Genomic DNA, 26512 nt, shown 5'->3' with positions numbered 1-26512 from the left:
GGGGCGCGCGCAGGCGCGAACCCGGAATGACAACGCCAATTACTGCAGCGTCGCGTCCAGCGTGATCTTCGTGTTCAGCAATTTCGACACCGGGCAGCCGGCCTTGGCCTTGCCCGCCAGCTCCTGAAATTTCGCATCGTCCGCGCCCGGGATCTTTGCGTTCAGCGTCAGATGCACGGACGTGATCGCAAAACCATCGCCCTGCTTTTCCAGTGTGACGTCGGCCTTGGTTTCCATGTGTTCGGCGGTGAGCTTGGCTTCTCCCAAAATCAGCGACAGCGCCATGGTGAAGCAGGCGGCGTGCGCGGCGCCGATCAATTCTTCCGGATTGGAGCCGGGCTTGCCCTCGAAGCGGCTGGCGAAGCCGTAGGGGTAATCGCTGAGCGCGCCGCTCCTGGTCGAGATCGCGCCCTTGCCGTCCTTGATGCCGCCCTGCCATTTGGCGGATCCTGATGTCGTCGTCATCGCATGCTCCTGATCGCGGTTGAACCCGTCGATAAGCCGCAGCGTGGCAAATGGTTGCGACACAGGCGTGTCGAACAGCCGGGTTCAGGCCCCGACCAGCGCTTTCGCCGGCAGTACCGCCTGCACCACGAGGCCGCGGGCGCGGGCATCCATCACGCCGACGGCGCGCAGCGCCAACAACGTGACGGTTTGCACGGCGTCGCGCAGCTTCGCGGAATCATCCAGGTTCTCGGGCGCCAGCGGGCCGACCAGCGATTCATGCAGCGCGCCGAGCAGCGCGGTGGCGGCAAGTGCCGTATCCTGCGCCGGCAGATGGCCGGCGCGCACCGCGGCGTCGATTCTGGCGGCAATCTCGCCGGAGATTTCACGGCGGCTGGCAAGCCGCGACACCGAGACGTCGACATCGACCGGTTCGGCCAGAATGCCCCAGGCGAGCTTGCGTTGTGACAGCACATGCACGGCCACCGTGGTAACGGCGGCAGCCAGTGCCGAGGACGGCCCGGGAGCGGCATCCGCCGCACGGCGGATCGCCGCCAGTTCGTCGCGCGACACTTCGGCGATCAATTCGGAAATCAGCTCGGCCTTGGAGGGAAAGTAGCGGTAGACAGTGCCGGCCGCGACATTGGCGCGGACTGCGACGGGAGCAATCTGCACCGCCGCCATGCCGCCTTCGGCCGCAGCGTCCCGCGCCGCCGCCAGGATGGCGCTACGCCGCGCCGCCAGCCGCTTTACGACCTGATGGGTTCGCCGATAGACCATGGCGCGTCTTCCGTCCCCGGCGCGCCCTCGAGCCCCCGTGGAGCCTGCCAGAACGCGCACACCTTCAACGTCTTGAGCGATGAACGTACTCATCGCTTTGAAGAAGTGAACAACTATTCACGACTGATGACAAGACGGTTTTCAGCGTGTTTCGGGAAGGATTTGCCGGCCAAGGCGCTAGCGAATGCCGCGTTGTGGGCGGCGTTCATCAAATAGCCAGCGGTGATTTCATGCCCCCTGCGCATGATATTGCCGCCATCGCCTCACGCCATTCACGCGCCGGCCGCAACCAGCTTTGGCACCGGCTCATGCCGCCACCACGATCCGGCTCGGCGCAGGACCAGCGTGGACACGACCAGCGTGGCGCCAAAGCCGGTCGGAATACCCGTGAACATGTAGCAGCCGATGAGAGCGACGACGGCGCCGAGCGCCGGGAGCTCGTAGGTGCGAAAACCGGTCTTCAGTCCGACGCGGACCATGAAGGCGATCGGGATCGCCAGCACCATCATGTCGTACATGAAGAGATAGGGCGTGGTCAGCAGCGTACCGGCGGCAAGCGCTGCGGCCTTCAGCGTGTAGGGCACGCGGCTTCGCCACACCAGCGCCAGCACCACGGCCACGGAGGCGGTGAGAACCCACTGGAATGCCCAGCCGAGCGGCTCCGTGCCGCCGAAGTAACGCACCATCGAGAAGATGCTTTGCAGCTTCCACCATGGGGCCTTGCCGTCGGTCAGGAAGGCTTGCGAGAATTTCGGCATCCAGTGGAAGAACGCCAGCCAGCTCTCGATGCCGAAGGCGAGCCAGGAAGCGGTGGCCAGCACGACCGCCGTTACGCCGGCGCTGATGAACACGCGCCAATGCCCGGCTGCGATCAGCATGATCGGAAACAGCAGCCCGTATTGCGGCTTGTACGTCAGAAGCCCGAGGCAGATGCCTGCCAGTACCGGGCGTACCGGGATCAGATAGAGCGTACCGCCGATCAGCGCCGCGGTGAGGAATCCGTTCTGCCCGACCAGCGCATTGATGAACGCCATTGGAATGGCGAGCGCGAGCAAATAGCCGAAGTCGCGGCCGACGATCGCGCGCATCGCGACAACAAAGGGCAGAAAGCTGACCACAGCCCAGCCGATAAAGGCGAGCTGATAGGGAAGCTGTGCCAGCAACGAAGCGACGAACAGGAACGGCGGCGGATAGTGCCAGGCAAAATAGCCGACAAAATCCTGACCGAGTTTTGCGACCTCGACCTGCTTCTGGACGTCCCAGTCATAGGCCTGAGCCGGGACACCATCGAGCACCAGGCGGCCGGCCGCCCAGACGTTGATGAAGTCGGTCGGGATGCCGAGGCCGTCAGCATTGTAAACCCACCAGTGCGAGAAATACGCCGACAGGCAAAGGGTCACGTTCGCAACCGCCAGCACCAGGCAGACCCTGACGAGCCACGCGGGAATTGCAGTTTGCTCCGGTGCGGGCCTGAAGGTGGAGTGAGAGGCGGCCATGCGAGATCCTTGCTCGGGCGCCTGTCCCAAAGCGCACGCCCCTAAAGCAATAGACCGGGCCGAATTGAGGAAATCTTAAGTTTTGACGCAGCAACGGCAGTTTTTGTTGTCGTCCCTGCGAACTCACTAGCGTTTCTACACATTTTCGATGGCTCTGGCAGCGACGATGATTTGGAAGCGAGCCATTCCGTTGTGAAATGTGATTGGTCCGGGTGGCCGATGCGAGGCGTAGCCGGTCCATCCGCCGAGCTTGGCGATGATCCATGCCGCCCACTGAAGCGTGTGGGGGCGATGCGGGTTCTTCTGAAGCTCGGTCCTGCCTTTCATGGTTTTGTTGATGGCGGCAAGTGCTTCGATTTCTTCGGGGGTGAAGGCGCATTTGACCGACAATTGTTCGCCACCATTGCGGGCCTGAACGAGTTGAATGACGATACATGCCGCTTTAGTAGCGATCGTCACGAGCTTGATCAGGGCCTCGGCGCTTTCGAGCTGACTGTCCTCGATTCGCAAGCCCTGGTTCTTCAACGAGCGAAAGAGCTGTTCGATGATCCAGCGCTGCTTGTACCAGGAGACGATCCGCCAAGCATCGGCCGCATTGGCGATCGAATGAGTGGTCAAGAGCAGCCAATGAACGGGCTCAGCCCCCTTCGGGGGGTGCAACTCGACGACTTCCACGAAGCTGACTTTGACGCCTTCAGGCAGTTCCTTCACGCCGGGTCGCGCCGGCCGCTTAAGCACGACGGTTCCAAAGCGCAGCGAGAGATGGGCTTGGCGACCGTGGCGATCCATCCGCTGCGGCAGATCGATCACCGCCTTGTCGCAGAAGCGAACTCGCTCCACCGCTTGATAAAGGGTTCCGCCGTCGGCCAGCGCATGATCATGCATAGCCCGCGTCAGCAGGTGGACGTTGTCGCCGGGCGTCAGCGCCCAGTGCGCAAAGAACTCCCCTTCACGGTCATTGATGACGGTGATCATGCGCGCCGCAGCCAGAACCTCGCAGCCCTGCTCAGCCGTCGTAACCCAGCGCGCCGACTCCTTGTTGGCCAACTCCCGCTCGTCGTGAGGGGTCTTAACTTTGCCCCTGCGCGTCCACACCTTGCCGCCGGTGAGACCGAGACAGGCCCCGCTGTCGGCATCGACCGCTATCATGGCATGCAGCAACACGCCGCGGGCATTGCCTTTGCCGACTTTGCCCAGTCCACGCCGACATCCCTGCCGCGTCTGAAACTTGACCTCGCTGGTGTCCTGGATCGCCAGCACATGACGCCCGCCGACCACGGTCGCCGTCTGCCTGCTCCAGCCTTCAATCAGTCGATCGGTCGTGACTTGCGGATTGTTCACGAACCGCCAGTACGCCATGTACGCGGCCCAGTCACCCTGCGCCATCCGGCGCAAGCAGACACTGCGCGTGCAAAGCATAGCCTGCACAAACGCCGCCCCCTTTTATCGAGGCGAACGTCGCCAAACTCACCCAGTGACAAATCCGGCTCGTGCTCCATCTCCGACGCTCCTTCGAATCAAAGCGTCAGAAACAGAATCATACAAACCGCAAACGCGGGATAACATCATGACCCACCGAGTCAATCTGTCGCGCCAGACGTGTAGAAACCCTAGTGCGTTCGCAGGGACGGCAGACGCCTGCTTACACAACTACGTTCGGTGGCTATGGGTCCCTGCGTTCGCAGGGACGACGTGTGGAGGGAGCCTGCCACCCCTACTCCCAGCTCAGCGCCCCGCCGTTCTGATATTCGATCACCCGCGTCTCGAAGAAGTTCTTCTCCTTCTTCAGGTCCATCGCCTCCGACATCCATGGAAACGGATTTTCGGTTTCGTCGAACACCCGCTGTAGCCCAAGCTGCGCACAGCGGCGGTTGGCGATGAAGTGCATGTAGCTCTCGCACAACGCCGCATTCAGGCCGAGGAAGCCGCGCGGCATGGTGTCCCGCCCGTAGGCCGCTTCCAGTTCGGCCGCCTCACGCACCATGGCGCGGACCTCGTCCTGAAAGGCTTTGGTCCACAGATGCGGATTCTCGATCTTGATCTGGTTGATGACATCGATACCGAAGTTCAGGTGAATGGATTCATCGCGCAGGATGTACTGATACTGTTCGGCGATCCCGACCATCTTGTTGCGGCGGCCGAGCGAGAGGATCTGGGCGAACCCGGTATAGAACCACATGCCCTCGAAGATCACATAGAACGCGACGAGATCGCGCAGGAACGCCTGGTCGGCTTCCGGTGTCCCGGTCCTGAAATCGGGATCGTCGAGGTGCTGGGTGTGCTTCAGCGCCCACGCCGCCTTGTCGGTGATCGACGGCACCTCGCGGTACATGTTGAACAGCTCGCCCTCGTCGAGGCCGAGGCTTTCGACGATGTACTGGAAGGTGTGGGTGTGAACGGCCTCCTCGAAGGACTGCCGCAACAGATACTGCCGGCACTCCGGATTGGTCAGATGGCGGTAGATCGCCAGCACGATGTTGTTGGCGACGAGGCTTTCGGAAGCCGCGAAGAAGCCGAGGTTTCGCTTGATGGCGCGGCGCTCATCCTCGGTCAGGCCGTCGCGCGATTTCCACAGCGCGATATCGGCCTGCATCGAGACTTCGGTCGGCATCCAGTGATTGTTGCAGCCGGCGAGGTATTTCTCCCATGCCCATTTGTATTTCAGCGGCAGCAATTGATTGACGTCGGCGCGGCAGTTGATCATCCGCTTGTCGTCCACGGACACCCTGCCGCCGCTGCGATCGATCGCGCCGAGGCCGGTTTGATCGGCCGCAACAGTGGTTTGCGCCTCCAAGGGAAGTGGCATCCGGCGCAGGGGCGCAGCGGGTTCTGACCAGTCGAGCATTGTCGTTTCCTTCTTTTCTTGTCTGCTTACTGGCAGGCTTCGCATTCGGGATTGTCGATGGAACATGCCACCGCGCCGGACAGGTCGGGCGCCGTGATCGCGGACGGAACGATGATCGGCGCGGCCGACATCGCAGGTGCAGCCGCAACGGCGTTGAGCTTGCCGTCGGTGCCCCGGAGCGTGGATTTTTCGACATGCGTCGCGCTGCGCGAGCGCAGATAATAGGTCGTCTTCAGCCCGCGCGCCCAGGCCAGCCGATAGAGCGCGTCGAGCTTCTTGCCTGAGGGATTGGCGATATAGAGGTTAAGCGACTGCGACTGGTCGATCCATTTCTGCCGCCGCGAGGCCGCCTCGATCAGCCAGGCACTGTCGATCTCGAAGGCTGTGGCATAGAGCGCCTTGAGGTCGTCCGGAATGCGATCGATGGTGCCAACGCTGCCGTCGAAATATTTGAGGTCGTTGACCATCACCTCGTCCCACAGCCCGCGCGCCTTGAGGTCGCGGACCAGAAACTCGTTCACCACCGTGAAGTCGCCGGACATGTTGGATTTGACATAGAGGTTCTGGTAGGCGGGTTCGATCGACTGCGCCACGCCGCAGATGTTCGAAATCGTCGCCGTCGGCGCGATCGCCATCACGTTCGAATTGCGCATGCCTGATGATTTGACGCGCTCGCGCAAGTGATCCCAGTCAAGCGCCATGCCGCGGTCCATCGCAAGGCCGCCGCGGGCTTCCGCCAGCAGTTCGATCGAATCGATCGGCAAAATGCCCCGGCTCCACAGCGAGCCGTCAAACGACGGATAGCGCCCGCGCTCGGCCGCCAGATCGACGGAGGCCGAGATCGCATAGTAGGAGATCATCTCCATGCTGGTATCGGCGAAGGCTACAGCCGCATCGGAAGCCATCGCGATCCGCAACGCCTGCAGCGCATCCTGGAAGCCCATCAGCCCGAGACCGACCGGGCGGTGCCGCAGGTTCGAGCGGCGCGCTTCCGGGATGGTGTAGAAATTGATGTCGATGACGTTGTCGAGCATCCGCATCGCGATGGCCACGCTGCGCTTCAGCCGCGGCTCATCCAGCCGCCCTTCCCGCACGTGGTTGAGCAGATTGATCGAGCCGAGATTGCAGACGGCGGTCTCGTCGTCGGAGGTATTGAGCGTGATCTCCGTGCAGAGATTCGAGGAATGAATCACGCCGGCGTGGCGCTGCGGCGAGCGCAGATTGCAGGGGTCCTTGAACGTGATCCAGGGATGCCCGGTCTCGAACAGCATGGTCAGCATCCTGCGCCAAAGATCCGTGGCGCGAACCTGCTTGAACACCCGGATTTCGCCGCGCGCCGCCTTCGCTTCATAGAACGCGTAACGCTCGGCGAACGCCGTGCCGTAGAGATCGTGCAGATCGGGCGTCTCGTCCGGCGAGAACAGCGTCCATTCGCCATCGGCCTCGACGCGCTGCATGAACAGGTCGGGCACCCAGTTCGCGGTGTTCATGTCATGGGTGCGGCGACGGTCGTCGCCGGTGTTCTTGCGCAGGTCCAGAAATTCCTCGATGTCGATATGCCAGGTTTCGAGATAGGCGCAGACCGCGCCCTTGCGCTTGCCGCCCTGGTTGACCGCGATCGCGGTATCGTTCGCCACCTTGAGGAACGGCACCACGCCCTGGCTCTCGCCGTTGGTGCCCTTGATGTGGGCGCCTAGCCCGCGCACGCGGGTCCAGTCGTTGCCGAGCCCGCCGGAATATTTCGCCAAGAGCGCGTTGTCCTTGACCGATTTGAAGATGCCGTCAAGATCGTCGGCAACGGTGGTAAGGAAGCAGGACGACAATTGCGGTCGCAGCGTTCCCGAATTGAACAGCGTCGGCGTCGAAGCCATGAAGTCGAACGACGACAGCAGGTCGTAGAATTCGATGGCGCGTGCCTCGCGGTCGATCTCGCGCAGCGCAAGGCCCATCGCGACGCGCATGAAGAACGCCTGCGGCAGTTCGATGCGGTTGCCGCGTTCATGCAGGAAATAGCGGTCATACAGCGTTTGCAGCCCCAGAAACTGGAACGCCAGATCGCGCTCCGGCTTCAGCGCCGCGGCGAGCTTCTTCAGGTCGAACCGCGCCAGATCGGGATCGAGCAGCTCGGCCTTGATGCCGGTCTTGATGTAGGCGGGGAAGTATTCGCCGTAGCGTACCGCCATATCGGCCTGCGACGCGCTGGTCGGCGCACCGAGCACGAACGACAGCACCTCGGTGCGCAGCTTGTCGAGCAATAGCCGCGCGCTGACATAGGCGTAGTTCGGCTCCTGTTCGACCAGCGTGCGCGCAGCCATGACGGACGCCAGCGCCAATTCATCCTGGCTGATGCCGTCATAGAGATTGCGATGGGTCTCAGTGAGCACTGGAGCCGCCTCGACGCCATCGAGGCCAGCACACGCCTCGTTGACGATCAACACCAGCCGCGCCGTGTCGAGCGGAACTTTCGTCCCGTTCGCCAGCGTCACATGCAACAAAGGTCCGGTTGACGGCTTGGCCGATTTGGCCGCTTCCTGCCCGGCGCGCTGCCGCGTTCGCTCCTCGCGATACAGCACATAGGCGCGCGCGACCTTGTGGTGCTCGCTGCGCATCAAGGCCAGTTCGACCTGGTCCTGCACGTCCTCGATATGAAAGGTGCGGCCCTCGCTCATCCGGCGCGACAGCGCGCCGACGACTTCGTCGGTCAGTTGCTCGACGATTTCATGCACGCGGCGGGAAGCGGCCGCGCCATGCCCCTCGACCGCGAGGAACGCCTTGGTCATCGCGACCGAAATCTTGCTGGCATCGAATTTCGAAACCGTGCCGTTGCGGCGGATCACCTGCATTGGAGGCGCGGCTTCCGGCGCGGCTGATGATTCGGAGCGCAACGCGAGAAAGGGAGCGGCTTTGGCTTCGGGAGAAACGAGTTGAGAAGATTGCGACATCGGCAGACCCCGTAGTGTTGTTGGGGCTGGATGTCTTGGGGCGACGCTGCATTGAATGCCCGGCGCAAAGCACCGGCATGATTCTGCAAGCGGCCGCCGGACACCCCGCCCGTGGACGTTTTTTGGTGTCGCGGCAGGTCTCCTGGCTCGCAGGTCGGCGTCGTACCCGGTCTTCCCAATGCGTGGCCGCATCAGTGACGTGAAATCGGGAACAACTCACTGCTTACAGTTGCGGGGGCAGCGTCGGATTCTCGCAAAACACGCGATACACCGACTTCCCTCTTAGCCACCAAATCTTGCGACAGGGTGGGCCGTGACAGCTATATCTGGTATTATTCGGGCCGGAGTGTCAATGGGGCGCTGGAGATCGACGATCAAAAAAAATTTCCGCAAGGGGATGAAAAGCACGGGAAGCTGATTCTTTCTCCGCTTGAAAAACGTTTTCCCCGCTATTCCAGCCGCGTTCAGCTCACGACGTCGCATAGGGCGCGAAGCGGGAGCGCGTCTCGTCGATTCGCAAGGCCCGGCCGACCGGCGGAAATGCGCGCTGCGGACAATCCGGCCGTTCGCACACCTTGCAGCCCATGCCGATCGGCGTCGCCAGTGACGGATCGATCTTGAGACCTTGCGAATAGACGATTCGCTCCGCATGGCGAACATCGCATCCCAAGGCGACCGCAAACGTCTTGGCGGGCGCGCCGTATCCCCCGCTGCCGTGCGACACTGTGCGGGCAACCCAGAGATAGGTTCGTTCATCGGGCATCCGCGCCAATTGCGTCAGGATACGCCCCGGGTTGGCGAAGGCCTCATAGACGTTCCACAGCGGACAGGTCCCGCCGACCCGCGAAAAATGGAAGTCGGTCGCCGATTGGCGCTTCGATATGTTTCCGGCGCGATCGACGCGAATGAAGAAGAACGGAATGCCCCGCGCATTATGGCGCTGCAGGGTGCTCAGCCGGTGACAGATCGTTTCAAAGCCCACCCCGAACCGGTGACTGAGCAACTCGATGTCGTAACGACACCGCTCCGCCTCGTTGAGGAAAACGGAGTAAGGCAGGATCAGCGCACCGGCGAAATAGTTCGCAAGGCCAATGCGGGCGAGGCCGCGCGCTTCGTCGCTGGTGAACTTGGCGTTGTCGACGATCGAACGTATCGCCTCGTCCAGTTCCAGAATGGCGATCTGCGTGGCGAGCTGAAACGCCTGCTGGCCCGGATCAAGGCTCGGCGACAGCCGCAGCGTTCGTGTGCGGCCATCGAACAGGCGCTGTGTTCCCGATCCCAGTTCGTCGATCGCGTCGATCAGGACAGTCACGCCATGCCGGCTTTCGAGATACGACACCAGGCCCGGCGTCATCCGCCCGACAGGCAATTCCAACCGGCCGGCGATCGCTTCCGCCGCATCGTCGAGCTCGGCAATGTGGTTGTGCTGCAGATAGAAGAAGTCGCGGACTTCCTCGAACGGCGTAGACGGAAGTACCGCCGCAGCGGCCTGACGGTCGTCGCCGAGCCGCGCGGAGATGGCCGCATATTGCTCGGCGGCATGGCGGTATTTGCGGTTGAGGTTGATCAGCGCGCGCCCGACCGCGGGCATGTTCTGCGCGAGTTCGCGAAGTTCAGCGATAGCGATCGACTCTCCTAGCGAAGGATCCGCCAGCGCTTCGCGCAAGTCCGAGATCAGGCGCGCCTCGTCGCCCTCGGCGAACGACTGCACGTCAAGGCCGAACACCGAATTGAGCGCCAGCAGCACCGGCACGGTGAGCGGACGCTGATTGTTTTCCAGTTGGTTGAGGTAGCTGAGCGAGATCCCGAGTTTGCCGGCAAGCGCCGCCTGCGTCAGGCGCTGCTCCTCACGCAGTCTTTTCAACCGCACGCCCATAAAGGTCTTTTTCATCGCAACACCTTCGCAAACTTTGCAAATCGACCGGCTTTTCTTCGCAAGACTACGCTTTTTCAGCCATTTCGACGGCGCACATTTGTAGATATTGCGAAGTCGGTACGGAAAGACAAGTCGTCCGGAGCAGGAAAATGCATTCAACGGCGTCGCCAAACCTCCATCCCGACGAGACACGGTTCGTGGAGATGGTGTTTCCGGAGCAAGCCAATCACTACGGCACGCTGTTCGGCGGCCATGCCCTGAGCCTGATGGGCAAGGCGGCATTCGTCACGGCCACGCGGCACGCTCGCCAGAGCGTCGTCATGGCGACCTCGGACAGAATCGAATTTCACGAGCCAGTCCATGTCGGCGAACTCGTCGAGCTCGTTGCCCAGGTCGTACGCGTCGGGCGCAGTTCCATGACGGTCGCCGTCGACATGATCCGCGAAGATTTGAGCAGCGGCAGGCGGAAATCCGCGGTGCGCGGAACGTTCGAGATGGTCGCGGTGAACGAATTCGGCCGGCCGGTCCCGATCGCGCAACCAACCATGACCGATCCAATCCAGAGGGAAGCTGCGTCTTGAAACAGCATAGCGTTCGTACGTTCAAATCGGCCGATCATCTGCCACGCGCAGGGCAACTGGCCTGGAAGATCGCTGAGGTGGCCGCCGACCCGGTCGCGGTCGAGAGCGATGTGGTGGAGATGCTGGGCAATCGCATCATCGACAACGCCGCCGTTGCCGCAGCCTCGGTGGCGCGGCGTCCCGTCATCAGCGCGCGAGCGCAAGCCGAGGCGCATCCGTTCCAGCCGGGAGCCACCGTGTTCGGGTTGACGCGGTCGCAGCGGATTTCGCCGGAATGGGCCGCCTGGGCCAACGGCGTCGCCGTCCGCGAACTCGATTTCCACGACACGTTCCTGGCGGCAGACTATTCGCACCCCGGCGACAACATTCCGCCGGTGCTGGCTGTCGCCCAGCATTGCGGGCTGACGGGCGCGGACCTCGTGCGCGGGCTGGCTGCGGCCTACGAAATCCAGGTCGATCTCGTGAAGGGCATCTGCCTGCACAAGCACAAGATCGATCACATCGCCCATCTCGGCCCGTCCGCCGCCGCCGGGATCGGCGCGCTGCTCGACTTGCCTGCCGAGACGATCTATCAGGCCGTTCAGCAGGCGCTCCACGTCACCACGACGACGCGGCAATCGCGCAAGGGCGAGATCTCGAGCTGGAAGGCCTATGCGCCGGCCTTCGCGGGCAAGATGGCGATCGAATCCGTCGATCGCGTGATGCGCGGCGAAGGCGCGCCGTCACCCGCCTATGAGGGCGAAGACGGCTTCATCGCCTGGCTGCTCGGCGGCCCCGGCGCAGACTACACGGTGTCGCTGCCGGAGAAGGGCGAACCCAAGCGCGCCATTCTCGAAACCTACACCAAGGAGCACTCGGCCGAATATCAGAGCCAGGCCTTGATCGACCTGGCGCGCCGGCTCGGACCGCAAATCGGCGATCTCTCGAAGATCGAAAGTATCGTCATCCACACCAGCCACCACACCCACTACGTCATCGGCACCGGCGCCAACGACCCGCAGAAGATGGACCCGAAGGCAAGCCGCGAAACGCTCGACCATTCGATCATGTATATTTTCGCGGTCGCGCTCGAAGACGGCGGCTGGCATCACGAGCGATCCTATGCGCCCGAGCGCGCGGGCCGCGAAACGACGGCCGCGCTGTGGCGCAAGATCTCGACGGTCGAAGACCCCGCATGGACCCGCCGCTACCACAGCCAGGATCCGAAGGAAAAAGCGTTCGGCGGCCGCGTCATAGTGAAGCTGAAGGGCGGCTCCGTCATCAGTGACGAAATTGCGCTGGCTGACGCGCATCCGCTGGGCGCCCGCCCGTTCAGGCGGCCGGACTACATCCGGAAATTCCGCAACCTGGCGGAAGGCCTGATCGCCACGACCGAGCAGGATCGCTTCATCGCAACGGTGGAAAGACTGGCGTCGTTGAAGGCGGGCGAGCTGACCGACCTCACGTTTACGGTCGATCCAGAATTCCTCGGCGCGACATCGACGCACGGCATTTTCGACTGGCGCGACGCCGCTCCGGTCACAGTCCAGCGCGCCGCCGGCAATCGATAAGGGAGATTGAGATGACGGACATCAAACCTTCGCCCAAGAAATCGGTCGCGCTATCAGGCGTGATCGCCGGCGACACCGCGCTGTGCACGGTTGGCCGCACCGGAAACGACCTGCATTATCGCGGCTACGATATTCTCGATGTCGCCGAAAGCTGCGAGTTCGAGGAGATCGCATATCTTCTCGTTCACGGCAGCCTGCCTACGCTGTCGGAGCTTCGAAACTACAAGGCCAAACTGAAGGCGTTGCGCGGGTTACCTTCAGCGGTGTTGCAGACGCTCGAGTTGCTGCCCGCCGCGGCACATCCGATGGACGTATTGAGAAGCGGCGTCTCCGCGCTCGGCTGCATCCTTCCCGAGGCCCATGATCACAATCAGTCCGGCGCGCGCGATATTGCCGACCGGCTGATGGCCTCGCTTGGATCGATGCTGCTCTACTGGCACCACTATGCCCACCACGGCCGCCGGATTGACGTCGAAACCGACGACGATTCGATCGGATCGCACTTCTTGCATCTGCTCCATGGCAGGAAGCCGCCGCCATCGCACGAGCGCGCGATGCATACCTCGCTGATCCTCTACGCAGAACACGAGTACAACGCCTCGACCTTCACCGCGCGCTCGATCGCAGGCACCGGCTCGGACCTCTACTCCGCGATCACAGGCGCGATCGGCGCACTGCGCGGGCCGAAGCATGGCGGCGCCAACGAGATCGCGTTCGAAGTGCAGAAGCGTTACGGCGATACGGACGAAGCGGAGGCCGATATCCGCCGGCGCGTCGCGGCCAAGGAGGTCGTGATCGGCTTCGGTCACCCGGTCTACACCATCGCCGATCCACGCAACAAGGTGATCAAGGAGGTTGCGCGCCGCCTGAGCATCGAAAGCGAGAGCACCCGCATGTTCGAAATCGCCGACCGGATCGAGGCCGTCATGGCCGATGCCAAGAAGATGTTCGCCAATCTCGACTGGTTCAGCGCGGTCTCCTATCACGCGATGGGCGTGCCGACCGCGATGTTCACACCGCTGTTCGTGATTTCGCGAACATCGGGGTGGGCGGCGCATGTGATGGAACAGCGCGTCAACAACAAGATCATCCGGCCGGCCGCGAACTATATCGGCCCGGAGAATCTGAAATTCGTGCCGCTGCATGAGCGTGGCAAGACAGCGACCACCCCGCGCGCCGCGTAAGGAGGCAAGCATGGTATATCTCCTGGGTGCTGATCTGGCCGACAAGCCGGCCGGGGCTCGCTTCCGCGAGCTCCTGGACAAACCGGGCATTCTCCAGATGCCGGGCACGCATAACGGAATGGCCGCGCTGCAGGCCCGCGACGCCGGCTTTTCCGCGCTCTATCTGTCGGGCGCGGCGATGACGGCGTCGATGGGCCTGCCGGATCTCGGCATTATCACGATCGAGGAAGTTGCCTTCTTCATCCGCCAGGTGGCGCGCGCTGGCGGCCTGCCGGTGCTGGTCGATGGCGACACCGGCTATGGCGAAGCGCTCAATGTCATGAACATGGTGCGCACCTTCGAGGACGTCGGCGCTGCCGCCGTTCACATCGAGGACCAGTTGCTGCCGAAAAAATGCGGCCATCTCAACGACAAGAAGCTGGCGGACGCGCGCGACATGGCCGCCAAGGTCGCTGCCGCCGCCAAGGCGCGGCGTCATCTCTATCTGATCGCAAGAACAGATGCCGCGGCGCACGAAGGCATGGACGGCGCGGTGGCACGCGCCAAACTCTATCTGGAAGCGGGAGCAGACGCGATCTTCCCGGAAGCGATGATCTCGCGTGAGATGTTCGAGGAGTTCGCCAGGCGTGTTCCCGGCGTTCCGCTGCTGGCGAACATGACCGAGTTCGGCAAGACGCCGTTCTTCACCGCATCCGAGTTCGAGGCGATGGGCTATCGGATGGTGATCTGGCCGGTGTCGTCGCTCCGCGTCGCCAACAAGGCCCAGCAGAATCTGTTCGCCGCCCTCAAACGCGATGGCAGCACCCATGAGATGCTCGACCAGATGCAGACGCGCGCCGAACTTTACGCAACGATCGGGCTGCATGACTACGAGGCGCTCGACGCCTCCATCGTCAGAACCATCGTTCCCACCGGCATGCCGTAGAGGTGAACTATGTAGCTATCGCGCTTCGATCGGAATGACGTTCATCGAATGATGGCAGAGAGCGCAGCGGGGGACGACCGATCTCGTATTGACTGAGATCGCCGTTGACCTTAACTGAACCCGTCGTGGTTCTTCGGGCTCGTTCGGCCCGAAGCTAAGAGGGAAGCCGGTGCGGCCGAAAAAGCCAAAGCCGGAGCTGCCCCCGCAACTGTAAGCGGCGAGCCGCTGTCCAACAAAGTCACTGAGACCTCACGGGGTTTCGGGAAGGCCGGACAGCAGCACAGACCCGCGAGCCAGGAGACCTGCCTCGACAACATACACGTCCTCGGGCGGGGTGTCCCGGTGGTGCGGTTGCGATTCCGCGCGCGCTGCCGTACGCGGAATCCAGACGTGTCACTTCGGCCTTTGCCCCCAACTTTTGGGGTTAAGCCAATGTCTACTGCAACGTCATCTTCTACATCGTCTACCTCCACAGTCTCCACTTCTGCGCTTCCCGTTGCCTCCCTCGGCACGCCGCGTATCGGCCCGCGCCGCGAGCTGAAATTTGCATTGGAAAGTTTCTGGTCCGGCGCCTCGGACGAAAAAGCCCTGATCGAAGCCGGCGCTGGGCTTCGCGCCGCTAACTGGGCGCGACAGAAAAAGCTCGGCGTCAGCGTGATCCCGTCGAACGATTTTTCGTTCTACGACCAGATGCTCGACACGTCAGTGATGGTCGGCGCGATCCCTGAAATCTATCGCTGGAACGGCGGCCCGGTCCCGCTCGCGACCTATTTTGCGATGGCTCGCGGCGCGCAAGGCAACGCGAACGAGGCGAGCTGCGGCCATACGCATCACGGGCACGATGCAGCCCACGGCATGCCCGCGCAAGAAATGACAAAATGGTTCGATACCAACTACCACTACATGGTGCCTGAACTAGCGAAGGATCAGCAATTCACCCTCGCCTCGCGCAAGCCGATCGAGGAATACGAGGAAGCCAAGGCGCTGGGCTATCAGACCCGCCCCGTGCTGGTCGGGCCGGTCACGTTTCTCAAGCTGGCGAAAAGCAAGGATACCGGTTTCAATCCGCTGTCGCTGCTCGACCGGTTGCTGCCAGTTTACATCGACGTGCTGCGCGAATTGGCCTGCCGGGGCGCCGAATGGGTGCAGATCGACGAGCCATGCATGGTGCTCGACCTCGACATCATCGCGCAGCAGGCGCTGCATTACGCCTATAGTGAGATCGCCAACGCGGTGCCGCAACTCAAGATCATGCTGGCGACCTATTTCGGCGGGCTGGGCGGCAACCGCGATACCGCGCTGGCGTTGCCCGTCGCCGGCCTGCATCTCGATCTGGTGCGCGCGCCGGATCAAATCGACGGCTTCGCCGATTTTCCGGATAACCGCGTGCTGTCGATCGGAATCATCGACGGCCGCAACATCTGGCGCGCGGATCTGGTCCGGATCCTCGACCGGCTCGAACCCGTGATCGCGAAACTCGGCAAGGACCGTGTGCAGATCGCCCCCTCCTGCTCGCTGCTGCATGTCCCGATCGATCTGGCGCTGGAAACGGGGCTCGATTCTGAAATCAAGAGCTGGCTGGCGTTCTCGGTGCAAAAGCTCGAGGAACTGACCACGCTCGGAACGGCGCTCGCCGGTGGCCGCGGAGCGGTCGAAGCCAGCCTGAAAGCTTCAGACCAGGCCGCCGCCGCGCGCAAGGCCTCGCCGCGAATTCACGACGCGAAGGTCGCGGCGCGCATCGCCGGCATCGACGCCGCGATGCGTCGCCGCGCCAGCGTATTCACTGATCGTGTCGGCGTTCAGCACGAGCGCTTCAACCTGCCGGCGTTCCCGACCACGACCATCGGCTCGTTCCCTCAGACGGCCGAAGTCAGGAAAGCCCGCGCCGCGCACGCCAGCGGTGCCCTGACGGATGAAGTCTACAAGGTCTATTTGCAGGACCAGACGGCCCGCGCGGTGCAGTGGCAGGAAACCATCGGCCTCGACGTACTCGTGCATGGCGAGTTCGAGCGCAACGACATGGTGCAGTACTTTGGCGAGCAGCTCGCGGGCTTCGCCTTCACCACCCACGGCTGGGTGCAGTCCTACGGATCGCGCTACGTCCGTCCGCCGGTGCTGTTCGGCGACGTCTCGCGGCCGAAGCCGATGACAGTCGAGTGGTGGCAGTACGCCCAGTCACTGACGAAGAAGCCGATGAAGGCGATGCTGACCGGTCCTGTCACCATCCTGAACTGGTCCTTCGTTCGCGACGATATGGCGCGCAGCGAGGCCTGCCGCCAGATCGCGCTCGCGATCCGCGACGAGGTGGCCGATCTCGAAGCTGCTGGCGCCGGCATGATCCAGATCGACGAGGCGGCGTTGCGCGAAGGCTTGCCGCTGCGCAAATCCGAATGGAAGGCCTATCTCGATTGGGCCGTCGACGCCTTCCGCCTCTGTTCCTCCGGCGTGCGCGACGAGACGCAGATCCACACCCATATGTGCTACTCGGAGTTCAACGACATCATCAACGCGATCGGCGCGATGGACGCCGACGTGATCTCGATCGAGACTTCGCGCTCGAAGATGGAGTTACTCGACGCGTTCAGGGACTACCGTTATCCGAACGAAATCGGCCCCGGCGTCTACGACATCCATTCGCCGCGCGTACCCGATGTCGGCGAGATGACCGCCCTGCTCAGGCTGGCGCGCAAGCGGCTCTCCGACGCCCAGATCTGGATCAATCCCGACTGCGGATTGAAGACCCGCAAATGGGAAGAGGTGCGGCCCGCGCTCGTCAACATGGTGGCGGCGGCTCGCGAATTGCGGGCGTCGGCCTAGCGCGAGAAGCGTCGCGCCTCTAGTCGGTTGCGTAGGGTGGGCAAAGGCGCACTTCGCGCCGTGCCCACCATCAACCCTCCGCATGCAATGGTGGGCACGCGGAGCCTGTCATCGGGCGCGCATTCGCGCGACCCGGTGGCTTTGCCCACACTACGACTGTCTTTATGATTATCGCGGAAGATCGAAGGAGACCGCCATGCGCTTCTGGATTGAATGCACGAGGTTCGAGACGGGGCAACCCATCCACATCAATATCGCGCTCGTCGGCAGCATGTCACGCGACGGCGAGCGCACCGTTCTTGCCTTTGTCGGCGGCGACGGGGAGACGATCGAAGTGGTAGAGACGCCGGAGCATATCCTGGCCGTGCATCTCGGCGCCCCCGCGAAGGCATAACTCATCTCGTGGCGGCAACCACGCCATTGCGAGCGAAGCGACTTGTCCGCCGTAGCCTTAGCGGAGGCGGAAGCATTCCATAGCGCGGCAGTATGGATTGCTACCTCGCTGCGCGTCTCGCAATGACGGGTGAGCTCAATTCCCCGTCTGCAATTCCCCAAAGCGCTCCCAGGTCTTGCCGTTGAACCGCATGAACTGCATCTGGTCGACCGGCACGTGGTCGGTCGGTGAGGTATTGACCTTGATGCCCGGCAGCAGCATCGGCAGTTCCAGATCCTTGATCGAATAGGCCTGCTTTAAAATATTCTCGGTCGACAGGTCGTTGCCGCAGGCCTTCAGCACGGCCTCCAGCACCATGGCGCTGTTATAGGCATTGACATAGTTGGTGTCGTGCTGGTCGCCGTCCGGAACGTATCTTGTCATGAATTCCCGCCAGCCCTTGACGCCTGCATCGTCCTTCCAGGCGGGATCGTCGGGATCCTTGACATAGGCGGTGGAGAGAATGCCGGTGCCGGCCTCGACGCCTGCCGGCTCCATCACGGTGGAAATCCACACCGCGACGTTGGAGAGGAAGGTCATCGGCCGCCAGCCGATCTCGAACGCCTTGCGGATCGATTGCGCAGCGAACTTCGGTGTGGCCGCGATCAAGAAGACATCGGCGCCGGAGGCCTTCAGCTTCACGATCTGCGAGTCGATGGTCGGGTCGGAGATTTCGTAGGTCGCGCCGGTGACGACGGAATCGTATTTGTCGCCGAGCACGTCCTTCAGACCCAACAGATAATCGCGGCCGTAATCGTCATTCTGCGAAATCACGGCGAATTTGACATTCGGATTCTTCGAAAGCGCATAGCGCGCATAGAGCCGGGCCTCGTAGCGGAACGGCGCCTGCACGCCGACGGTCGCCTGCGGAAACTGCGCGATGTCGGCGAATTTCGAGGCGCCGGAGGCCAGGAACAGTTGCGGGATATTCTTGCTCTGCAGATATTTCGCGATCGCGGTGTTATGCGCGGTGCCGATCGAGGAGAAGATCAGTGCGACCTCGTCGCTCTCGACCAGCCGGCGTGTCTGCTCCACCGTCTTCGGCGGCGCGTAGCTGTCGTCGAGCGAGATCAGATTGACCTTGCGGCCATTGATGCCGCCGCGCTCGTTGACCATCTTGAAATAGCCGACCTCGCCCTTGCCGAGAGCGCCGAACGCCGACACCGGCCCGCTATAGGGCATGGTCTGGCCGATCTTGATTTCGGTTGCGGTGACGCCGCGCATTTCGGCTGCGGTTGCGGGAAGCGCCAGGAACACCAGCGCGCCAAATCCTGCGAGCAAACGCACCGTTTCGCCTCCCATGGTTTCGCCTCCCATGCGCGGGCGCTTGGCCGATGGCCGCGACAGGCGCGGTTTGGCCGACGCTCTCTCTTGTGGTGCAAACATGCCATGGCGTTCCGGACCACGCCATGGCTAACGATGACATCCGCGACATAAAAAACGCGGCGTCACCGCCGCGTTTTCTATTCAGGTGCAGTCCGCTCTTACGCCTGCGGCTGCGGCTCCAGGCCGGGGTCCGGATCGGGACGCGGGCGCGGCTTGCCGGCGGGCGGCACGGCAGACGCCCGCGGCGTGCTCGGCTCCAGCACCGACTCGCGGTTCGGCTTCTTGCCGTTGAGCAGGTCGATGATCTCGTCGCCGGAAAGCGTCTCGAACTCGAGCAGGCCCTTTGCCAGGGTTTCGAGGTCTTGGCGCTTCTCGGTGAGGATACGCGTGGCTTCGTTGTAGCCCTCTTCGACAAAACGCCGGATCTCGGTGTCAATCTTCTGAACCGTGGCTTCCGATGCGTTCTGGGTGCGGGATACCGACATGCCGAGGAACACCTCGTCCTGGTTTTCGCCGTAGGACACGGTGCCAAGGGCTTCGGACAGACCCCATCGCGTTACCATCATGCGCGCCAGTCGCGTTGCCTGCTCGATATCTGAAGAGGCGCCGGACGTAACCTTCTCCTTGCCGAAGACCAGCTCCTCCGCAACGCGGCCACCCATCATGATCGCCAGCCGTGACGTCATCTGCTCGAGCGACATCGACAGCTTGTCGCGCTCGGGCAGCTGCATCACCATGCCGAGTGCACGGCCGCGCGGAATGATGGTCGCCTTATGGATCGGGTCGGTTGCGACGACGTTGAGGCCGACGATGGCGTGGCCGCCCTCGTGATAGGCCGTCAGCAGTTTCTCTTCCTCGGTCATGACGAGCGATTTGCGCTCGGCGCCCATCATCACCTTGTCCTTGGCTTCCTCGAACTCGGCCTGCGTCACCATCCGCTTGTTGCGGCGGGCGGCGGTCAGCGCCGCTTCGTTGACGAGGTTCATCAGGTCGGCGCCGGAGAAGCCCGGGGTGCCGCGCGCGATGGTCTTGAGGTTGATATCCGGCGCCAGCGGCACCTTGCGAACGTGAACCTTCAGGATCTGCTCGCGGCCGACAACGTCCGGGTTCGGCACCACGACCTGACGGTCGAAGCGGCCGGGACGCAGCAGCGCGGGATCCAGCACGTCGGGCCGGTTGGTGGCCGCGATCAGGATCACGCCTTCGTTGGCCTCGAAGCCGTCCATCTCGACCAGCAACTGGTTGAGCGTCTGTTCGCGCTCGTCATTGCCGCCGCCCAGACCCGCACCGCGATGACGGCCGACCGCATCGATTTCGTCGATGAAGATGATGCAGGGCGCATTCTTCTTGGCCTGCTCGAACATGTCGCGGACACGGCTTGCGCCGACGCCGACGAACATTTCGACGAAGTCCGAGCCGGAAATGGTGAAGAACGGCACGTTGGCTTCGCCCGCGACCGCACGCGCGATCAGCGTCTTGCCGGTGCCGGGAGGGCCGACCAAGAGCACGCCGCGTGGAATACGTCCGCCGAGGCGCTGGAATTTTCCGGGATCGCGCAGGAATTCGACAATCTCCTGCAGGTCCTGCTTGGCTTCGTCGACGCCAGCCACGTCCTCGAAGGTGACGCGGCCATGGGCCTCTGTCAGCATCTTGGCGCGCGACTTGCCAAAGCCCATCGCCTTGCCGGCGCCGCCCTGCATCTGCCGCGACAGGAAGATCCACACGCCGATCAGCGCGATGAAGGGCAGCCAGGAGACGAGCAGCGACACGAACCACGGCACGTTGTCGCCGGGCGGCTTCGCAGTGATCGAGACCTTGCCGTCATACAGGCGCTTGACCAGCGTCGGATCGCTCGGCGCATAGGTCTGGAACGAGGAGCCGTTGGTAAAGGTGCCGTGGATTTCCGGCCCCTGGATCACGACGTCGCGAACGCGGTTCTGGTCGACCTCGCTCAACAGCTGCGAAAACGAGATGTCCTGTGAGGACGTGCGCTGACCCGGATTCTGGAAAAGCGTGAACAATGCCAACAGCAGCAAGACAATTATGACCCAGAGGGCGAAGTTGCGCAGATTGGCGTTCATCGATCTTCCTTCGTGGTCGCGCGGATCGCGGCCTTATATCCTTGGCAGTAACCCTTGAGTATTCTTTGGGTAGTGAGGCGAGAATCCCCGGTCCACTGCACCCAATCTAGGTGGCGCCCGGGTCAATGCCAAGGGAACCACACGGGACTATTTAACGCATCTTAACGCGATTCCCGGTCAAAAAATGACGTTAGATCCGGGGTTTTTCCGGGGTGGTTAAGGCTCTCCGCCCGCATTGCAAGAGATATCGCGAGATTAGACGGTATCTCAAGCCCTCCGGCCCCGGCGCGGCGGCGCCGGATCGACGTGAATTCGGCCTCCGGTCAGGCTGATCGCGGCCCCGGCAAGCGTCTGTTTCAGACTTGTCTGTTTCAGACTTGTCTGTTTCAGACTTGTCTGCTTCTGGCCGTTCGCAATGGCGTTGTCCAGTACCGCCAGCAGCGCCTCGACCTTGCCGAGTTCCGCAGGCCCTTCGTGGCCGGCCCGGTCAATCGCGCGCTTGAGCAGCCGAAGCCGGATTTCCTCGGGCAGGCCGGCAAACGCCCCGGCATCGAATCCGAAGCGCGAGGCATCATCGCGATCTCTCAAGGCGAGATAGCGCTCGGCGCCGTCGGCCAGCACTTCGATCGCGGCATTCGCCCGCGCCAGCCTTGTTGCCAGCCGCGCCAAATTTCGGCTGTCGCCGCCCTCCTTGATCAAGGCCGGCATCAACGCGCGCAGCCGCGGCCGCGTGAAGCTCATGTCGCGATTGGTGGGATCGTCGGCAAAGGCGATCTTCGCCTTGCCCAGCGTCGCGACGAGCTGAGATTTCGGAACGTCCAGCAACGGCCGCGCCAGCCATACGCCCTCGCGCTCGGTCTCGCGCGCCATCGCCGCAAGCCCCGCGATGCCGCTGCCGCGCAGTATCCGCATCAACAGCGTCTCGGCCTGGTCGTCGCGGGTATGCGCGGTCAGGATGTGCGTGGCGCCGCTCGCCCGCGCGGCTTTCGCCAGCAGGCGATAGCGCGCGGCGCGGGCCGCGGCCGGCAGGCCGGTCTTCGGCTTGGTCCCGGTCCAGCGCAGCGTGCGATGGGGCACATCGAGGGCATGTGCGAGACGCTTGACCTCGCGCGCCTCGCGCGCAGCTTCAGCCCGCAAGCCGTGATCGACGGTAACCGCGATCAGTCGCGGCCCGCGCGAAAGCGCACGGCGCCAGCGGGCGGCAAGCCACATCAGGGCAAGCGAATCAGGACCGCCGGATACCGCCAGCACGAGTGCCGGCGCGGCCTTCCAGTGTGCGAACAGATCCTTCGCTTGCTGTACCGAGATCGGCGCGTGGTCGTCGTCAGGCATGGCATCGCCAGTCTATTCGAGGCCGGTGGCGGCCTCGACCGGCTTCCGCTTTAGCACTTAACCCGCTTCTGCTCACGATCGACGGCGGCCTTCACGCCAGCAGATGCGCGCGGATATTTCCGCGTCACCTCGCCGAGCGCGGCGCAGGCAGCTTCCTTTTCCTTCAGCGCCGCCAGCGACTGACCGAGTCGCAGCAGGGCGTCGGGCGCCTTGCCCGACTTGTCGAACTTGGTGGTCACGCCGAGGAACGCTTCGGCGGCGTCGCGATATTGCTGGCGCTGGAAGTAGCTTTCGCCGAGCCAGTATTGCGAATCCGCGATCAGCGGATCGCTTGGATATTTCTGCGCAAAGTTCTTCATCGTCTCTTCGGCCAGCGCATAGTCCTTGCGCTGCATGTAACCGATGCCGAGATCGAATTCGTCCTTTGACGTGGCCGAGGGCGGCAGCGTGGTCAGCGCGGCGCTGGCGCCGGGCCCGGGGCCGCGCGGTGGCGGTGCGGCTGCCGCGGGCGGCGGCAAGGCGCCACCGGGATCGCGCGGACCGCCGAGATTGAGCGGCTCGCCGGGCCCGCGTCCGCCGGGAGCGCCGACCGCCGCGTCGCTCGACATTGGCATCTGGCCACCGCCGAGCGCGCGCGGCGCGCCGGGGGCGTTGGGATTCTGGCTGGGGTCGAAAGCATCGCCGCGACGGCGGCCACCGACCTGCGGAGCTGCCGGGTCCTGTGCGATCGGCGCGGGAGAGGCGACCTGCGGCTGCTGGTCGTAGCCGGGTTGGGCCTGCGGATAGCCCTGCTGCTGGCGAGCCCCCTGCTGCGGATAACCTTGTTGCGGATAGCCCTGCTGCCCCTGCGGCGGGCCAAGCTGAACCGGAGGCGGCGCCGCGGCCACGTTGGGCTGCGCACCTGAGGGCTGGCCGCCTGGCGCCGGCGGCGCCGCGCCGAGCTGGCGCAGCCGATCCTCAAGCTGCCGGTTGCGGTATTGCAACTCCTCATTCTGGCCGGTCAGTTGCCGGAGCTGATTTTCCAGCCGCTGGATCCGCATTTCCAGGTCGGCGTCGTCAGACTGCGCCTGGACCTGCGGGGAGCCCTGCGGAGAACGCTCCCACGGGAACGTGATCTGTGCGGACGCGGTCTGCACAGACAAAGCCAGCATCGCGGCAATCGCCGCGGCACCGGAAGCATTGAGGAGTCTGGATGACATTTTGCCCTGACGACGAAAATCACGTGTCAAACGAAAGCAGAACACTATTGAGATAGGGAGTACGCCAGAATTGTGACTGGCATTTCCGATTCGGTTCACTGAATTCGGTATGGTTTAGTATCCCCTTCAAGACAAGCCGCCGGGCCCGGCGGAGCGTTCACAAATCGATGGAGATCCGCTCATGCACGTATCCGTGAACGGGGTGCGGCTGTTCTTCGATATCGAGGGCGCGAAGCTGGTTCCGGACGGGCCGGTGATGCGGGAAAAGCCGGTGCTGCTGATGCTGCATGGCGGCCCCGGCTTCGACCATTCGATCTACCGGCCGGCCTATTCCGCCCTGGCCGACATTGCCCAGATCGTCTATCTCGACCACCGCGGCAACGGCCGTAGCGAGAACGGCCCGCGAGAGGGCTGGACATTGGCCCAATGGGGCGACGACGTGCGCGCGTTCTGCGACACGCTCGGCATCGTCGATCCGATCGTGCTGGGCGCCTCGTTCGGTGGTATGGTCGCACTGGCCTACGCCACGCGTCATCCAAGCCACCTCACGAAACTGATCCTGATCAGCACCGCGGCCGCCGGCGACGAATATCTGGAGCGGCGGGTCGAGCTGTTCGAACGCTTCGGCGGACCGGAGGTCGGCGCGCTGGCGCGGCGTCGCCTGCTGGAGGAACAAGGCCATCCAGACCAAGCTTCGGTGCAGGCCTGGGTGCGACTGGCGATGCCGCATTACACGCGCATCCCGCGCGATCCGGACATGGCGCGCCGCGCCGTCAACCGGCCGGAGGTGCTGCAATGGTTCACGCGGCCCGGTGGCGAGAGCCACAGCTACAACTTCTTCCCCGACCTGGATCGCATCCGGTGTCCGACGCTGGTGCTCGGCGGCGAAGATGACCCCATTCACCCGATCGAGAGCCAGGCCGACATCGCAGCCGCGCTGCCGTCGCATCTGGTGCGGTTCGAACGGTTCGTCGACTGCCGGCACGCCTGCATACAAGACGCGCCCGAGCCCACACTGGCCGCGATCCGTCGCTTCATCATGAGCCCAAAATAAAACCGGCGCCCGAGGGCGCCGGCTGTTGAACTCTGCGTGGCTAACCTCAGGCGCCGGCGTTCAGCACCGTGACGGCGCGGCGGTTCTGCGACCAGCAGGAGATGTCGTTACAGACCGCCACCGGACGCTCCTTGCCGTAGGAGATGGTGCGCATGCGGTTCGGATCGATGCCGCGCGAGGAAAGATAGCTGCGCACCGACTGGGCGCGGCGGGCGCCGAGCGCGATGTTGTATTCGCGGGTTCCGCGCTCGTCGGCATGGCCTTCGATGGTGAAGGAGTAGCGGTTGTAGGTCTGCAGCCACTGCGCCTGCTTCTCCAGCGTGGCGATCGCCTGCGGGCTCAGTTCGGTCTGGTCGCTCTCGAAGAACACGCGGTCGCCGACATTGACCACGAAATCTTGCTGGCTCCCCGGGGTTGCCGCGCTCGCCATCGCGCCATCGGCGCCGACGTTGTTCTTGGCGCAGGCGCCCATCGACAGCGCCACCGCGACCACAGCCGCCAGCTTCCATCCCTGGAGGATGCGCATCTGATATTTCATTCCGGAGCCTCCACGCTCACGTTTTTCGACTGTTATCCGGTCTACAGGTCGATGGTTAAGCGAACGTTCCGTCAACCTTGATGGAACCTTGCCAGACCCGATCAAATGCCGACAAACCGTGAAAAGCGACCGCGATAGTTAATGGTTTGTAAATGTGGCGCGACGGTGAAGGCAAGTGCGCACCGGGCCGAAATCACTAGATTTAGGGCTTTGTCATGGACATCGGGGCGAAATGCGCCGGCGCCGGGGTGAGGAGCCTTGATGACGAGCCTTGATGACGAGCCTTGATGACGAGCGGGCCTGGGGGCGGCTGATTCTACCCGCCTCCTTCTACCCGCCTTAGGAACTCGGGACGATCGAGGCCGGCTCGAAGGAGGTAACCACCGCATCGAATGACGAGGGCCGCCCGCCGCCGCGGTCGAAGAGTGTTCGCCGCTCGAAAGCGCTCGAACGCAGAAACGGATAACGGGCCAGAACCCTGTCACGCACCGTCGGCAAATGCGCAGCCATCAACCCGACAGGCTTGACGAGGCCCGGATATGATCGCGGCTCGCACCAGGTTTCATGCAGGAACACGCGCCGGTAGAACGCCTGATGCTCGGGACGTACGATCGCCAATCCATAGTCGGCATTGAAATAGACGCCGGCCATGGAGCCCAACCTGACAGTTACGTAGGGAAGCTCCGGAAAATTTCGCGCCTTTTCGGGGTCGGCAACGAAGCGCGTTGAATCGATAATGACCTTTCCCTTATCAAGTTCGGGGTGGAGGACATCGCCAAACAGCTCAACTGACGGCGACATCCGCCATTCGGACGTCAGCACGCTCACGCGAATTGAGCTGTAGAGCTGATCGTGAAAATAGACGCCGAAGGTCCAGGCGTTGGGAGCATCTTCATATTGATCGATCACGCGTCCGTCAGCCGAAGGCTGGATAGCCCCCTCGCGAAGGTAGGCCCGGTAGCGGAGCCTGTAGATCTCGTCCTTTTCTTCGGGAGTCTGCGCCAATCGATAGTCGACTTGATCTAGCGGGTCGGGACTCCGTCCCAAGGCCATGGGGCGTGCTTCGGCCGGGGACCTCATACTGTACTCCTTACGCTTCCAAGCAACCT

Annotated in this window: 20 protein-coding genes and 2 riboswitches; of the genes, 7 read left to right on the top strand and 13 right to left on the bottom strand. The window is 63.2% G+C overall.

What is annotated here, in order from left to right; genetic code table 11:
- Positions 1-39: 39 nt before the first annotated feature.
- From V1286_RS01490 to V1286_RS01460, 7 genes are all read right to left on the bottom strand, one after another.
- Positions 40-465 carry an OsmC family protein gene (locus V1286_RS01490; protein ID WP_334477119.1) on the bottom strand — a complete coding sequence of 142 codons (426 nt, stop codon included), beginning with the start codon at positions 463-465 and terminating at the stop codon, positions 40-42.
- 84 nt (positions 466-549) lie between these two features.
- The gene (locus V1286_RS01485) at positions 550-1224 is read right to left on the bottom strand and encodes a TetR/AcrR family transcriptional regulator (protein ID WP_108514149.1); all 675 of its coding nucleotides are present in this window, start codon (positions 1222-1224) and stop codon (positions 550-552) included.
- A 272-nt stretch (positions 1225-1496) separates the two neighbouring features.
- Positions 1497-2720 (bottom strand): glycosyltransferase family 87 protein, encoded by a 1224-nt coding sequence (locus V1286_RS01480; protein ID WP_334477118.1) that lies wholly within the window; start codon positions 2718-2720, stop codon positions 1497-1499.
- Between the two features lie 135 nt (positions 2721-2855).
- Positions 2856-4139, bottom strand: a complete 1284-nt coding sequence (locus tag V1286_RS01475) for an IS4 family transposase (protein WP_334489483.1) — start codon at positions 4137-4139, stop codon at positions 2856-2858.
- A 295-nt stretch (positions 4140-4434) separates the two neighbouring features.
- A complete protein-coding gene (locus tag V1286_RS01470) occupies positions 4435-5565 on the bottom strand; it encodes a ribonucleotide-diphosphate reductase subunit beta (RefSeq protein ID WP_334477117.1) in 1131 nt (376 codons plus the stop codon).
- A gap of 26 nt (positions 5566-5591) precedes the next feature.
- Complete coding sequence (locus tag V1286_RS01465) at positions 5592-8507, bottom strand: ribonucleoside-diphosphate reductase subunit alpha (RefSeq protein WP_334477116.1); 2916 nt, start codon at positions 8505-8507, stop codon at positions 5592-5594.
- 115 nt (positions 8508-8622) lie between these two features.
- Positions 8623-8838, bottom strand: a riboswitch (cobalamin riboswitch).
- Between the two features lie 138 nt (positions 8839-8976).
- A complete protein-coding gene (locus V1286_RS01460; RefSeq protein ID WP_334477115.1) occupies positions 8977-10398 on the bottom strand; it encodes a short-chain fatty acyl-CoA regulator family protein in 1422 nt (473 codons plus the stop codon).
- Positions 10399-10532: 134 nt separating this feature from the next.
- Between V1286_RS01460 and V1286_RS01455 the strand changes: the two genes are divergently transcribed.
- From V1286_RS01455 to V1286_RS01430, 6 genes are all read left to right on the top strand, one after another.
- Positions 10533-10964, top strand: coding sequence for an acyl-CoA thioesterase (locus V1286_RS01455; protein WP_334477114.1), 432 nt, complete (start codon positions 10533-10535; stop codon positions 10962-10964).
- On the top strand, positions 10961-12514 hold the full coding sequence (locus V1286_RS01450) for an MmgE/PrpD family protein (RefSeq protein WP_334477112.1): 1554 nt from the start codon (positions 10961-10963) through the stop codon (positions 12512-12514). Before V1286_RS01455 ends, V1286_RS01450 begins: the two co-directional genes overlap by 4 nt.
- An 11-nt stretch (positions 12515-12525) precedes the next feature.
- Positions 12526-13698 carry a bifunctional 2-methylcitrate synthase/citrate synthase gene (prpC, locus tag V1286_RS01445; RefSeq protein ID WP_334477111.1) on the top strand — a complete coding sequence of 391 codons (1173 nt, stop codon included), beginning with the start codon at positions 12526-12528 and terminating at the stop codon, positions 13696-13698.
- A gap of 10 nt (positions 13699-13708) precedes the next feature.
- Positions 13709-14623 (top strand): methylisocitrate lyase, encoded by a 915-nt coding sequence (gene prpB, locus V1286_RS01440; protein ID WP_334477109.1) that lies wholly within the window; start codon positions 13709-13711, stop codon positions 14621-14623.
- 109 nt (positions 14624-14732) lie between these two features.
- A riboswitch (cobalamin riboswitch) is annotated at positions 14733-14947 on the top strand.
- 108 nt (positions 14948-15055) lie between these two features.
- The gene (gene metE, locus V1286_RS01435) at positions 15056-17440 is read left to right on the top strand and encodes a 5-methyltetrahydropteroyltriglutamate--homocysteine S-methyltransferase (RefSeq protein WP_334477108.1); all 2385 of its coding nucleotides are present in this window, start codon (positions 15056-15058) and stop codon (positions 17438-17440) included.
- Between the two features lie 196 nt (positions 17441-17636).
- The gene (locus V1286_RS01430; protein WP_108514159.1) at positions 17637-17834 is read left to right on the top strand and encodes a hypothetical protein; all 198 of its coding nucleotides are present in this window, start codon (positions 17637-17639) and stop codon (positions 17832-17834) included.
- A 135-nt stretch (positions 17835-17969) separates the two neighbouring features.
- Here the strand turns inward: V1286_RS01430 and V1286_RS01425 are convergent, their stop codons facing one another.
- The 4 genes from V1286_RS01425 to ybgF all read right to left on the bottom strand — a co-directional run bounded on the left by V1286_RS01425 (position 17970) and on the right by ybgF (position 23811).
- Positions 17970-19175, bottom strand: a complete 1206-nt coding sequence (locus V1286_RS01425) for an ABC transporter substrate-binding protein (protein WP_334477106.1) — start codon at positions 19173-19175, stop codon at positions 17970-17972.
- 182 nt (positions 19176-19357) lie between these two features.
- A complete protein-coding gene (gene ftsH / locus V1286_RS01420; RefSeq protein WP_108514160.1) occupies positions 19358-21280 on the bottom strand; it encodes an ATP-dependent zinc metalloprotease FtsH in 1923 nt (640 codons plus the stop codon).
- A gap of 267 nt (positions 21281-21547) precedes the next feature.
- Positions 21548-22612 carry a tRNA lysidine(34) synthetase TilS gene (gene tilS / locus V1286_RS01415; RefSeq protein ID WP_334477103.1) on the bottom strand — a complete coding sequence of 355 codons (1065 nt, stop codon included), beginning with the start codon at positions 22610-22612 and terminating at the stop codon, positions 21548-21550.
- A gap of 50 nt (positions 22613-22662) precedes the next feature.
- Positions 22663-23811: a tol-pal system protein YbgF gene (gene ybgF / locus V1286_RS01410; RefSeq protein WP_334477102.1), complete on the bottom strand. Its 1149-nt coding sequence runs from the start codon at positions 23809-23811 to the stop codon at positions 22663-22665.
- 181 nt (positions 23812-23992) lie between these two features.
- On the opposite strand from ybgF, the gene V1286_RS01405 reads away from it, so the two are divergent.
- Positions 23993-24865: an alpha/beta fold hydrolase gene (locus V1286_RS01405; RefSeq protein ID WP_334477101.1), complete on the top strand. Its 873-nt coding sequence runs from the start codon at positions 23993-23995 to the stop codon at positions 24863-24865.
- A gap of 46 nt (positions 24866-24911) precedes the next feature.
- Here V1286_RS01405 and pal read toward each other — a convergent pair whose 3' ends face one another.
- Complete coding sequence (gene pal / locus V1286_RS01400; protein WP_108514164.1) at positions 24912-25403, bottom strand: peptidoglycan-associated lipoprotein Pal; 492 nt, start codon at positions 25401-25403, stop codon at positions 24912-24914.
- 339 nt (positions 25404-25742) lie between these two features.
- On the bottom strand, positions 25743-26483 hold the full coding sequence (locus tag V1286_RS01395; protein WP_334477100.1) for an N-acyl amino acid synthase FeeM domain-containing protein: 741 nt from the start codon (positions 26481-26483) through the stop codon (positions 25743-25745).
- Between the last annotated feature and the right edge of the window lie 29 nt (positions 26484-26512).

Source organism: Bradyrhizobium algeriense, assembly GCF_036924595.1.
GTDB classification, from domain to species: Bacteria; Pseudomonadota; Alphaproteobacteria; order Rhizobiales; family Xanthobacteraceae; genus Bradyrhizobium; species Bradyrhizobium algeriense.
The sequence above is the reverse complement of the archived record's forward strand: the minus strand, read 5'-3'. Positions and strand labels throughout refer to the sequence as shown.

Excerpts from the sequence above, each read along its gene's own strand:
- pal (WP_108514164.1), bottom strand. The coding sequence starts at position 25,403 with ATGAAATATCAGATGCGCATCCTCCAGGGATGGAAGCTGGCGGCTGTG.
- V1286_RS01455 (WP_334477114.1), top strand. The coding sequence starts at position 10,533 with ATGCATTCAACGGCGTCGCCAAACCTCCATCCCGACGAGACACGGTTC.
- tilS (WP_334477103.1), bottom strand. The coding sequence starts at position 22,612 with ATGCCTGACGACGACCACGCGCCGATCTCGGTACAGCAAGCGAAGGAT.
- ftsH (WP_108514160.1), bottom strand. The coding sequence starts at position 21,280 with ATGAACGCCAATCTGCGCAACTTCGCCCTCTGGGTCATAATTGTCTTG.
- V1286_RS01475 (WP_334489483.1), bottom strand. The coding sequence starts at position 4,139 with ATGCTTTGCACGCGCAGTGTCTGCTTGCGCCGGATGGCGCAGGGTGAC.
- V1286_RS01470 (WP_334477117.1), bottom strand. The coding sequence starts at position 5,565 with ATGCTCGACTGGTCAGAACCCGCTGCGCCCCTGCGCCGGATGCCACTT.
- V1286_RS01405 (WP_334477101.1), top strand. The coding sequence starts at position 23,993 with ATGCACGTATCCGTGAACGGGGTGCGGCTGTTCTTCGATATCGAGGGC.
- V1286_RS01395 (WP_334477100.1), bottom strand. The coding sequence starts at position 26,483 with ATGAGGTCCCCGGCCGAAGCACGCCCCATGGCCTTGGGACGGAGTCCC.
- V1286_RS01425 (WP_334477106.1), bottom strand. The coding sequence starts at position 19,175 with ATGGGAGGCGAAACGGTGCGTTTGCTCGCAGGATTTGGCGCGCTGGTG.
- V1286_RS01460 (WP_334477115.1), bottom strand. The coding sequence starts at position 10,398 with ATGAAAAAGACCTTTATGGGCGTGCGGTTGAAAAGACTGCGTGAGGAG.
- prpB (WP_334477109.1), top strand. The coding sequence starts at position 13,709 with ATGGTATATCTCCTGGGTGCTGATCTGGCCGACAAGCCGGCCGGGGCT.
- ybgF (WP_334477102.1), bottom strand. The coding sequence starts at position 23,811 with ATGTCATCCAGACTCCTCAATGCTTCCGGTGCCGCGGCGATTGCCGCG.
- V1286_RS01480 (WP_334477118.1), bottom strand. The coding sequence starts at position 2,720 with ATGGCCGCCTCTCACTCCACCTTCAGGCCCGCACCGGAGCAAACTGCA.
- V1286_RS01430 (WP_108514159.1), top strand. The coding sequence starts at position 17,637 with ATGCGCTTCTGGATTGAATGCACGAGGTTCGAGACGGGGCAACCCATC.
- V1286_RS01485 (WP_108514149.1), bottom strand. The coding sequence starts at position 1,224 with ATGGTCTATCGGCGAACCCATCAGGTCGTAAAGCGGCTGGCGGCGCGG.
- V1286_RS01465 (WP_334477116.1), bottom strand. The coding sequence starts at position 8,507 with ATGTCGCAATCTTCTCAACTCGTTTCTCCCGAAGCCAAAGCCGCTCCC.
- V1286_RS01490 (WP_334477119.1), bottom strand. The coding sequence starts at position 465 with ATGACGACGACATCAGGATCCGCCAAATGGCAGGGCGGCATCAAGGAC.
- metE (WP_334477108.1), top strand. The coding sequence starts at position 15,056 with ATGTCTACTGCAACGTCATCTTCTACATCGTCTACCTCCACAGTCTCC.
- prpC (WP_334477111.1), top strand. The coding sequence starts at position 12,526 with ATGACGGACATCAAACCTTCGCCCAAGAAATCGGTCGCGCTATCAGGC.